Annotated in this window: 9 protein-coding genes; 5 read left to right on the top strand and 4 right to left on the bottom strand. The window is 59.6% G+C overall.

Annotated elements, in window-relative coordinates:
* The 5 genes from B3E43_RS09100 to B3E43_RS09080 form a co-directional block, all read left to right on the top strand.
* On the top strand, positions 1-760 hold a 760-nt coding region (locus B3E43_RS09100), incomplete at its 5' end, for a type I restriction-modification enzyme R subunit C-terminal domain-containing protein (RefSeq protein ID WP_292028669.1).
* A 148-nt stretch (positions 761-908) separates the two neighbouring features.
* Entirely contained in the window at positions 909-1805 is an 897-nt protein-coding gene (locus tag B3E43_RS09095; protein ID WP_292028667.1) for an ArdC family protein, read from the top strand.
* Between the two features lie 292 nt (positions 1806-2097).
* Entirely contained in the window at positions 2098-3213 is a 1116-nt protein-coding gene (locus B3E43_RS09090) for a hypothetical protein (RefSeq protein WP_292028665.1), read from the top strand.
* Between the two features lie 3 nt (positions 3214-3216).
* On the top strand, positions 3217-4146 hold the full coding sequence (locus B3E43_RS09085) for a class I SAM-dependent methyltransferase (RefSeq protein ID WP_292028663.1): 930 nt from the start codon (positions 3217-3219) through the stop codon (positions 4144-4146).
* Between the two features lie 293 nt (positions 4147-4439).
* On the top strand, positions 4440-5525 hold the full coding sequence (locus B3E43_RS09080; protein ID WP_349677573.1) for a type IV secretory system conjugative DNA transfer family protein: 1086 nt from the start codon (positions 4440-4442) through the stop codon (positions 5523-5525).
* A 57-nt stretch (positions 5526-5582) separates the two neighbouring features.
* Here the strand turns inward: B3E43_RS09080 and B3E43_RS09075 are convergent, their stop codons facing one another.
* Genes B3E43_RS09075 through B3E43_RS09060 form a run of 4 tightly spaced genes read right to left on the bottom strand, consistent with a single transcriptional unit; the run spans position 5583 to position 9868 of the window.
* Positions 5583-6527: a replication-relaxation family protein gene (locus B3E43_RS09075; RefSeq protein WP_292028660.1), complete on the bottom strand. Its 945-nt coding sequence runs from the start codon at positions 6525-6527 to the stop codon at positions 5583-5585.
* 7 nt (positions 6528-6534) lie between these two features.
* Positions 6535-8244, bottom strand: coding sequence for a type IV secretory system conjugative DNA transfer family protein (locus B3E43_RS09070; protein ID WP_292028658.1), 1710 nt, complete (start codon positions 8242-8244; stop codon positions 6535-6537).
* Positions 8244-8873, bottom strand: a complete 630-nt coding sequence (locus B3E43_RS09065; RefSeq protein WP_292028656.1) for a hypothetical protein — start codon at positions 8871-8873, stop codon at positions 8244-8246. The genes B3E43_RS09070 and B3E43_RS09065 overlap by 1 nt, the downstream gene beginning before the upstream one ends.
* The gene (locus B3E43_RS09060; RefSeq protein WP_292028654.1) at positions 8870-9868 is read right to left on the bottom strand and encodes a hypothetical protein; all 999 of its coding nucleotides are present in this window, start codon (positions 9866-9868) and stop codon (positions 8870-8872) included. Before B3E43_RS09060 ends, B3E43_RS09065 begins: the two co-directional genes overlap by 4 nt.
* Between the last annotated feature and the right edge of the window lie 787 nt (positions 9869-10655).

Raw genomic sequence — 10655 nt, 5'->3', positions numbered from 1 at the left:
CGGCAAGGACTACTTCACGATCTATGACTTCGTGAAAGCTCACCAGCATTTCAGTGATCCCGAATGGGACGGCGAGCCGATTGAGCCTGAGGCCAAGGAACCGCGCCCCGCGCCGACACCCCCTGACGATGCGTCGCCGCCGGACACCGACCCGGATCCCAAGGAGCGGTCCAAGAAGATCAAGGTGAAGCTCGCCGACGGCAAGGCCCGCACCATCCAGCATATGATGGTGACTTCGTTCTGGCATCCCGACGGCACGCCCATGTCGGCCCAGCAGTTCATGGAAATGCTGTTCGGGAGACTGCCCGAGTTCTTCAAGGACGAAGACGAGCTCCGAGCGATCTGGAGTGCGCCCGACACCCGCGCCAAACTGCTCGCCGGACTGGCTGAGAAGGGATTCGGCAAGGAGCAGATGGCCGAGATGCAGCGGATCATCGACGCCGAGAAAAGCGACCTGTTCGATGTCCTCGCCCATGTCGCGTATGCTGCGCCGACCATGACCCGCCAAGAGCGTTCCGCTCTGGCGCGCCCCGTTATCGGTGCGCATTTCGACGCCAAACAGCAGACCTTTCTCGACTTCGTGCTCGCCCACTATGTGAGCGAGGGCGTGGGTGAACTCGATCAGGAAAAACTGACGCCTCTGCTCCGGCTCAAATATCGCAACTCCATCGCGGACGCTGTCGCCGACCTCGGCAAGCCCGACGAGATCGGTCGGGTGTTCTTCAGCTTCCAGAAGTATCTGTACCAGGCCGCCGCCTGATCTGACGCCTATGCGCCCTACGCATAGAGTGCCCCCTGTCGCCAAACGCCACTGACGCGGATGATGTCCGCAGAGCTGTCCCGACTTCCTTCGCGCCGGAGAGCGCCGTGTCCCCACGGCCTTCCCCGGCACGAAGGAGGGCCACACCATGGACAGCACCGTTCATTCACACAGTACAAGCAGCGTTTACGAGACCATCACGGACTCGATCATCCTCGCGATCGAACAAGGAGCCAGCGACTTCATCATGCCCTGGCATGGCGGAGGTCCGGCAGCCGGAAAGCCAACCAATGCCCTCACGGGAGCCACATACCGGGGTATCAATGTCGTGGCGCTCTGGGCCGAAGCCTGTGTCCGGGGCTACGGCTCCGGGCACTGGGCGACCTATCGACAATGGGCAACGCTCGGAGCCCAGGTCCGGCGCGGTGAGCAGGCGTCCACCATCGTCTTCTACAAGAAGCTCGAAACCAACGAGCCGGAAGAAGGCGAGGACGTGAACGGGCGTCTCGTCGCCAGAGCGTCGCCCGTGTTCAACGCCGAACAGGTCGACGGGTGGGCGCTCGATATGCCGCTACAGGTATCGCTTGTAGAGCGCATCAATGCCGTTGAGCGCTCCATCGCTCAGATCGGGGCAGAGATCCGAGAAGGTGGCTCGGTCGCCTGCTACCAAGCGTCTGAGGACTACATTCGAATGCCGGCGACCGCGCGTTTCGTTGGCACGCCCACCAGCTCGCCAACGGAGTCCTACTACAGCACCCTTCTTCATGAGCTCACGCACTGGACGGGCGCAGCCCACCGCCTGGACCGCGTGTTCGGCAAGCGGTTCGGCGACGATGCCTACGCGATGGAGGAGTTGGTGGCGGAGCTCGGGGCGGCGTTCCTTTGCGCCGACTTCTCGATCTCGAACGAACCGCGGCCGGATCATGCCGCCTACCTCTCGGGTTGGCTCTCGATCCTGGATGCGGACAAGCGAGCCATCTTCGGTGCAGCTCGTCTAGCGAGCGAGGCTGCGACCTACCTTCGTGTAGGCGCAGCTCCGTACTGACACTCAGCCCCAACTTCGGTTGGGGCTGTTCGTCCAATTTTCGGGGAGCAGCGGGGCGTCAAAACGGCACGTAGTCCCCCAGACAAGCGGTCGATCGCCCGCGACTCATGCCGACGGTCCCGAGCTGCGGTTCTCGCCACACCTTGTGTTCCCAAGTTTCCCTGGCCTACGGTCAACGCTGGGGCACCTGCCTGTCGCTCCTTGGCGCGGGCTAAGGTTACGTTGGTCAACGCCTGCTGGCGTGGCCTTGTGATCGACCGGACGTCCCGCAGACGCCCCTGGAGTTTGCGCAATGTCGAAGACAGATGCCTACAGGTTTGCCAACATAATATGGGTAGAACAGGTTATTGGCTCAGGGCTGACTATCCGTTCCTTTGCCAGAATAATGATTTTTTCAATCACTCCGTGGTCAGTTGGATTTTTGATATCTTTGATTAGCGGAAGCTATCTTGAATATCTAAGAACTCCGTTATTTTATATAGGTAGTGTTGGAATATTCCTGACTACCACAGGCCTCGTATTTGGTGCGTCCCAGCAGTACGGAATGTACGACAGACTCGTATCTTTATACGAGATGGATCCAGACCAGCGACGGAACCATGTTGTTAGTGCGCTCACTCGTCATTCACGCTTCTGGCATCATATGAGAGCGACAGCGATAATCTTCCTCGCAGGCTTCCTATCCAGCGTATCAGCTATATATTTCTGGGATCACATAGGCCCCGCCTCCAGCGCTCTCGACACCCTCATACCGCGATTCCGCGTCTTAGAGAGCCACGGATGGTACGCAGAAAGCCTGAGGCACTACACCTTCTCCATCTTGATAGTGTTTTTGGTATTTATATCCCTAGTGCTCGGTACAAGTGCGAGCATTATGCTCAAACTACCACTATTTTTATGGGGAGTTTCTGGAGAGAAACCGATACTGCCGCCTGCGGTGATTAAGACGCATTTTCGACCTGCAGCGACATTCTACGCAGTAATTAGTTTGCTGTGGCTAGCGGGTGTAGCCGCAGTATTTTACCTATTTGGAATGAACGACGACTGGTTGTCATATCTATGTGTTTTCGGTACATTTGTAGTCGGCATAGTCAATCTTAGTATTCCGCAGATTGCCTACCTTAGGACGATTTCCGCTTCTGAGGAACGATATATAGAGATCGTTTCGGCAAGATTTTTGGCAGATATCGGTGTAAAACACGGTGCAGAAAAAGACTTAGCGATTACCTTCGGTGCAGGTCCACAAGATATTACAACTGGCACTGTGCTTCAGCTGATGAAGTGTGATGCTTGGGTTTATCCTGTTCACCAGACATACGTAGTTGCTGGAACTTACATCGCTTCTCTTATAGGCACCGCTATTGGTTGGAAAAGAGTTTTCTCATTCATAATGCAGAATCTTGGATAGACCATGTTTAATAAAGTAAAAGTCGAAAATCTTCCGACATACATTCGAAAAATTGAGTCTCTATTCCCTGAGTTTACAGCTCCGGCGAAAATTCGGGTTTCGGATGTTAATACTTACTATAGAGAAAGCTTCTGGGGCTATGCGCTGTTTCATTCATGGTCAGGAGCTATACATATGGCGCTGTCCAAGAACGGGAAATTTTCTAAAAATGACTATTTTAGGCAAGCAGAGGAGGTAGAAGAGTCAATTAACAATCTACCTGAGAAGCCGCAGAGAGTCTTGGAGATCGGGTGCGGGCGCGGCTTCAATATCGCATACTTGGCTAGTCGTTTCCCAGATATTGAGTTTATCGGAGTTGATATTAATGATATCAATATCCAGTCTGCGAAAAATAGAGTTTCGACACTCAATAATGCGTCAATAGTAAATGACGATTTTCACGGCCTCGAGTCATTTGAAGATACGACATTTGGACTGGTGTTTGCCGTTGAATCGCTATGCCACGCCAATAGTATGAATAGCGCGCTCCGATCGATCGGGAGAGTATTAACTGCTGGCGGTAAGCTCGTGGTGTTTGATGCCTTCCGCGACGCAACGGTAGCAGGTGACGCTTTGGCTCAGAAGGCGGTAGTCTATACAGAGCGGGCGATGGCCGTACCAGAGTTCAGGAAGATTGACAGCTTTGTCAATAGCGCACAACGAGCAGGCCTGTCTCTCGACTACACGCAGGATCGTAGTGCTGAGATTATGCCCAACCTTATCCGACTGTCGGATTTGGCGAAAGCATTCTTCAAATCGCCCGTCATTGCCAAGATCATATTGGGCACCCTCCCTCGCGGGTTGGTCACCAATGCAGTGGCCGGCCTACTAATGGCTGTAACCGTCCAACTGGGCGTTCACCAGTATGGCAAGCTCGTTTTTTCGAAAGCTTGATGCACTGCCTCGCGCCGTTGGGTCCGCGGGTCGGTTTCGATTACTGAACCACAAGGTTCGATCTGCCATTGACGGCCATATGGCGCGCATGCTCGCTCAATCCATACGCTGGCCTCCGCAGGACCAGAAGCGCGTTCCATAAAGTGCCCCCGCGCCAAACCAGGGCCAGGGCGCAGACTGTTGGGATGCCGAGCAGTCCGAGATACGCCATCTCATACTTTGGCGAGACGACCTTCCATTGCCGGGGCCTACGTTTCGGCATACGGCAGACCGACCGGCTCTCGCATGTGTATGTGATCGGCAAGACGGGCGTCGGCAAATCGACGCTCCTAGAGGTGTTGGCGCAACAAGACCTGGCGGCGGGACGCGGCTTCGCCCTTATCGATCCGCACGGAGATTTGGCGGAGCGCCTTCGCGATGCGGCGGGTCCCGTCCTTGGGGACCGGCTCAACTATCTGGACGCCGCCGACGCTCACCAGCCGCTCGGCTACAATCCGCTTCGCCGGGTCCGTGATGACAAGATACCGCTCGCGGCGTCGGGCTTTCTCGACGCCCTGAAGAAGCTGTGGCCGGACGCATGGGGCGTGCGCATGGAGCATGTGCTTCGCAACAGCCTGTACGCGCTTCTGGAACGGGACGGGTCGACGCTTCCCGACATCCTCCGGCTCTATTCCGATGAGACGTTTCGCAAACAGATTGTCGCCGGTGTTCGCAACGCGGTCGTCCGTCGCTTCTGGTCGCACGAGTTCGCCCAGTATCCGGATCGGCTTCGCGCCGAGGCGTGCGCGCCCATCCAAAACAAGCTGGGGGCGCTCCTGACCGATCCGCGCCTCTATCGCGTTCTGGTCGCGCCCGAACGCGACATTCATTTCCGCAGGATCATGGACGAGGGCGGAGCGCTTGTCGTGAACCTGGCCAAGGGGCGGCTTGGCGAGGACGGGGCGGCCCTCCTGGGGGGCTTCATCGCCTCGACCGTCGGGCTCGCCGCCTTGAGCCGGGCAGAAGCGCCGGCAGAGAGCCGCCGCCCCTTCTTTCTCTACATCGACGAGTTCCAGAGCTTCACCACGCTCGCGTTCGTGAACATGCTCACGGAGATGCGCAAATACGGCGTGGGTCTCACGCTCGCCCATCAGCACCTGCATCAGCTTGAGCCGGACATCCGACACGCCGTCCTCGGCAACGTCGGCACCGTGATTTCATTCCGTATCGGAGCGCAGGACGCCGAAGTGATGGCGCGAGAGTTTCAGCCGACTTTTGGGGTCTTCGACCTGATCAGCCTCGCCAATCGCGACCTCTATGTGAAGGTGATGATCGATGGCACGCCGAGCCCGCCATTCAGCGCCCGTTCGCTCGACCCAATTCCCTCAGCAGCAGCCTAGCTATCGTTGGTCCGCGACACAGGAATTCGTGAGGTCCGGCGGCATGAACCGCCTCTTCTAGGGGATCAGTCCGAAAAACGGATCGTCTCCATCTTCAATGGACCCGAACAGGAAGACGCCAGCGGGAACGCCGCCGCGCGCCAATACATGGGATTGAGCGCACTCCCGGATCGCTTCCGCTCGCGCCCGTGTGGTGGTCACGAACAGAACGCGCGGGGCGCGGAAGCCAAACCGCGCTTGATGGAGATCGCGCCGCCAGCTCTCCGCATAGGCGAGGAGCTTTCTCAGCAGGGTGGCGCGGTAGAGAAAGGCCTCGCTCTCAATGTTCTGCGCGCTCGGGGATATGGTCATCCGGCCCCGGTCGACTTCCAGAAAGACGAAGGACTGGACCAGCGAACCGTCGGGTCGCGAAGCTTTCAAGCCGAAGATGGCGTCCGGCATGATCTGCACCTGTGCGCGTGCCATGCTCCACGATACCGGCACCGCCCACCGCATGGGCAGGGGCGCGGCCCGCGTCGCTTCCGGTGCGTTGGCGAGAATGGCGTCGAACGCCACGAGCTCAAGGTCCGGTCGCTCCCGACACGCCAACTCGAGGTCGACCATGAACCGCGTGACCGCGAGGGTGTGGTCCAGATTCTCGCGGGTGAAGGCTCGATTGCGTGAGCGCCAGTCGGCCGAGCCGGTCGGTACCCCGAACCGTTCGGCAACGACGCGTGCGCCTGCGTTATCGAGTCCGTAGACAAGCGCCTGTGTCGGTCCCTCGCGGAACCGGTCGATCTGGGCGATCGGCCGATCGAGGAACTGGTTTCGATAGAGCCAGGTGAGACGCCGGGAGAGTCGATCCCGGCTCCGGTGCGCAAAGAGCCGATAGAGATCGTCCGCCCGCACAAAGCGGTGTCGGTAGATGCAAAGCAGGATCGCGAAGTCGTCTTCGGTGAGGACGATCCGCGGCGTTCCGCCCTCGCGTCGAAACCGGGGATAGGATTTGCGAACCGTCCCCACGGCCTCCCTAGCTCGCCTCGGTCCAGAAGGCGCTTTCGTCCTCAGTGGTTTCGGGAAGAGCGACGCCCATGGTCTTCGTCCGGTCCGAAATTTCGGCGTCCGCTTCGGCCATGACCGACAGATAGGGGCTGCCGGTACGCGTGCGATTCAGGAAGCGATTGACGCCGGCCTCCGACGCCAGGGCGGGTTTGATCTCCGGGGTACGGATGCGCACCGGAGGCTTCCCCCGGCGTCGGACGATGGCGGCGCGGTTCGGCAGCTCCCTCAGTTTGATGATGGCCAGATGCGTCGCCTCCTCCAGGGAGTGGACGGCTGTCGGCATGGTGACGCGCACGGGCTTCAAGGTTTGCGAGCGGCCGGATGTACGCCCCCCGCCCTGGCTGGTGCTTTCGCTGGAGCTGGATCCCCAGCCCTCGGACGAGCCGCCGCTCGATGCCGTCGAAGCCGACCGGCCCGTGACGTTGCCTTGAAGATCATAGGTCTCGCTCAGGCTCTCCGAGCCGCCAGAGGATGAGCCATACTGATAGCTGTCGCTCGACGTTTGAGTCGTGCCCCAGGTCTCGGTTTCGCTCTCCGATTCCAGCCAGAACGGCACCTCGTCGACCACGACCGGCTTGTCGAGAACATGTTTGGGCTGCTCCAGATTGAAGCTGGTCCGCATGACCTCCCGCGCCATGATCGCGGCGTCGTCGTCGGTCAGTCCGCCGAATACGATCTTGGTCTGTCCGCCCGCCATGACGCCGTTGTAGATCGCCTCTGAGCGGTCCCGCAGTTGGCCGAGCCTCTGGTGAGAGAGCACCAGGTGAAGGCCGAATTTGCGGGTCTGGTCGAGCATCCGCTCGATGTCGCTGGTGAGGTAGTCGTAGCATTCGTCGATATAGAGGGTGAACGGCCGCCGGCGCGCCGTAGCCTCGTCGCGGCGCACCGCCTGAAGAAAGAGCTCGCTGGTCAGCAGCGTCCCCAGCAGGCGTCCATTGTCCGCCGACAAGACGCCTTTGGGGGCCAGGTTGACGATGACGATTTCGCCCGCGTCCATCACGGCCCTCAGGTCGAGCGCGCGGTCGCGCTGGCCCACGATGCGGCGCACGACAGGCGAGCTCAGGACTTCCAGCAGCCGGTTGTTGGTGCTGGAAAATTGCTCGTAGAATTCCCGGCGCGACAAGGCGTCGAAGTCTCGCCAGACGGCGTTAAAGACAGGGTCGGGCAGATCGGCGATCAGGGAACGTCGAAGGTCCGACTCACTGGAGGTCAGGATCGGAGCCTCGGCCAGGGTAAGGTTGCGAATGGCGAGCGTGTAGAACACGGCCCTCAGACACTTCTTGAGCAGCGGAGTCGCATTGGTGTTCTCCCCGCCCCAAACCTGAGCGCAGGCCGCAACCATGGCGTCCACCCGGACGGCCGTTTCGGTTTGGCTGTCGAGCCGAAGGGGGTTGAACCCGGCGCACCAATTGAGGTCGCCCGGCTCGATGACGTGGATACGTCGGAAGTCATCCATCTTCGTCGCGGCGCACCACTGCGTCACCGCGTCAGCCAACGTACCGTGCGGATCAATGAGACAGAGCCCACGCCCGGCGGTGATGTCGGCCCGGATCATGGCCTCAATCAGTTTTGACTTCCCCGTGCCGGACGCCCCGAGCACATGGATGTGCCGCGAGCGCACCTCATCAGTCAGCCGAATGTCTTTCCGGTTCTTCGTTCTGCCGATGGCCAACGCCATCAGAGAAGATCCTCATGGAGTTTCTCGACCTGCGTTCGTCGCAGAATTTCAAGCCTCTCCAACTCCTGACGTTCGTCGTTGGTGAGGTTGTCTTCACCACCCGCCGCTTCAATCAGCTCCGCCCGTTGACGCTTGAACACGTCGTCGACCTCGCGGAGGTTCTCCAACGCGGTCGCCAGACGCTTCCCCATGGTCGGCTTTTCAGCGGGTGGCGCGGGGCTCTCGATCTCAGCCCGCCGTCGCTTCGCCTCTGCTAGCCGGACATGCAGTTCTTCGATCTCGACGCCCTTCCGCAGGCCTTCCAGTTCAGCGTCTTTCAGAAGAAGCGTGAGCCGATTGTCGATCTTGAGCCGCTCGATCTCGCGAAGCTTGTCGAGATTCTCGATGCGTACGATCGAGATTTCGCGCGCTTCAAGCAGCTCGCGCTGGCGTTGGAGCACATCAAGCAAAGCGTTCTTGGCTTCGACCAATCGTGCATAGGCCTGAAGCTGACGTTCTTCGGAGCGGTATTTCATTCGCGCCAAGAGCGGGATGTTGAGCGGCGCAGGCGGAAGCGCCAAATCCTCTCGCAGAGGTGGCAGGACTTGTCCTTCCAGTGCGCGTCGGGGCGCCGGCGGCCGTGCCGTCATTTGCTTTCCTCCTTCTCGCGAAGAGCATCCACGCGCGCCAGCGCCTGTTCATGTGCAATAGCTGCATCGAGCAGGTCCTTTTGCGCCTGAAGCAACGCGTTGTCCTGGGCCGCCTGCCTGCGAGCGTCATCGACGAGACGAGCTTCTTCTGCGTCCAGAGCGGCCTCCCGCTCTCGCCAGCGCGCCGCCAGTGCGTAAGCCTGATCGGCGCGAACGGTCTTTTCGATTTCATTGGCTCCGGAGATCGAACGTACAGCCTGCGCGAAAGCTTTGCCGTCGAGTTCCTGGCCGGTTGTTATCGCATGGTCGACCATCGCGCCGGCGGGGTGCGGGGTGAGCGAGTAGTACCAGTAGAGGAGCGTTTCGCGCTTCAACCAAAGCCACAGCGCCAGAGCGCCGAAAACGATAAGGCGGACCCAACCCCAAAACGTGTTCGAGGCCCTCTCTGACCGTAGCCGCTCTACCCTTTCCCGTTCTATGGCCGCAGCGGCTTCAGCCGCCCGCGCCCGCTCCAGAGCCGGGTAGTTCGTCCAACTCCGCCAATTGTATTTGCGATCGTATGTTCGCAATCCCGGAGCCGAGTGCTGGCCTTTGTTGTCCCCTTCGAGGCTTGTGGCCTCAAACACCAGCGAACCGTCCGGAAGAAAAATGCGTAGGCCGCCGATGTCGAGGTCGTGGGTTCGATTGCTGAAGACGTTGTCATATGGAATGGGGCAGCTTCTCCAGACCTCAATGACGGCCCGACGAAGGACTTGATCCAGCACACGAGTATGATCGAAGTCCGCTCTCTGAAGCCTGACATCGACTGTTCTTGAGAGGGCTCCACCACCGCACCCCAACACCTGAAACTGTGGTGTGCCAACGTGCCGGCGGACCGTGACGTCGTCAGCGAACCCATCTCCAAATACCGAGGGAATCACCACGCCGGAGCGCGCATTGCCCTTCTCGGACCATGCAACGCGATCACTCTCGGGAGAAAGCGGCAAGTACGCCAACCTCACATCCAGCGCCCAAGCCTCAGTCGCTCCGAAGAGAGCAAGTCCGAACAACAGAATGCAAAGCTTTCGCATGGCGGCCCCTTCCCGCTCAAGAATACAAGCACGGAGGTCGCTGCCCGGCCAAGAGAGAAGACGAGGCAAGCTATAACTACTTGAAAACATTGACAATATTAGATATCAATGTTACCCTAAGTGGCGGAGTCCTCACGAAATTATCAGGAGCCCGCCATGGGAAAGCTGTACCTCGACGAAAACGACCGGGTTCATTTCGACCAGACGACCGACGGGCGATTTGCTCGACGTGCAGCGGTCGGAAGGTGTCTGATGCGCCTCGCCAGTACGACCGAACAACTCGTTTTCGCCTCAGCGCGAGTGCTTGAGCTGAGCGGGCGATCTGATCCGCACATCACGGCCGACCTCCGACTAATCAACGAGGTCCGTCGCGCTGTCCGGTCAAGAGCCCGAAAAAGACGCGCCGCATCTCGGTAGCCGGCTGAACCAAGCCAATTTTTGCGCCACCTTCACCGAGGGTGGCGCTTCCTTTTTCGGGCGGGCGCGCCCTAAAGCAAGAAGGGGCGGACTGCGCCGCCGTAGGCGGCACTGTTGTGAGGCTTCCTTCCCGCCTGAGCGGAAGGAATGCCTTCGGTGGGCGTCAACGACGCCCCACGCCATAGGCGTTCAAGTCGTCCGTGGCCCGACACGGAGGAGTATGACCCCCCGCAACCGTCGGCACCGCTGTCCGCCCAAGAAGCGCGGCGCATCTGCGCCGTGATGATTGGCTGCG

Origin of the sequence: Brevundimonas sp. UBA2416 (assembly GCF_002343105.1) — a bacterium.
Taxonomy (GTDB): domain Bacteria; phylum Pseudomonadota; class Alphaproteobacteria; order Caulobacterales; family Caulobacteraceae; genus Brevundimonas.
Note: the sequence above shows the minus strand (reverse complement) of the source record. Positions and strands in the feature narration are given on the sequence as shown.

Coding starts and splice junctions, on each gene's coding strand:
- B3E43_RS09095 (WP_292028667.1), top strand. CDS start 909: ATGGACAGCACCGTTCATTCACACAGTACAAGCAGCGTTTACGAGACC.
- B3E43_RS09090 (WP_292028665.1), top strand. CDS start 2,098: ATGTCGAAGACAGATGCCTACAGGTTTGCCAACATAATATGGGTAGAA.
- B3E43_RS09085 (WP_292028663.1), top strand. CDS start 3,217: ATGTTTAATAAAGTAAAAGTCGAAAATCTTCCGACATACATTCGAAAA.
- B3E43_RS09070 (WP_292028658.1), bottom strand. CDS start 8,244: ATGGCGTTGGCCATCGGCAGAACGAAGAACCGGAAAGACATTCGGCTG.
- B3E43_RS09065 (WP_292028656.1), bottom strand. CDS start 8,873: ATGACGGCACGGCCGCCGGCGCCCCGACGCGCACTGGAAGGACAAGTC.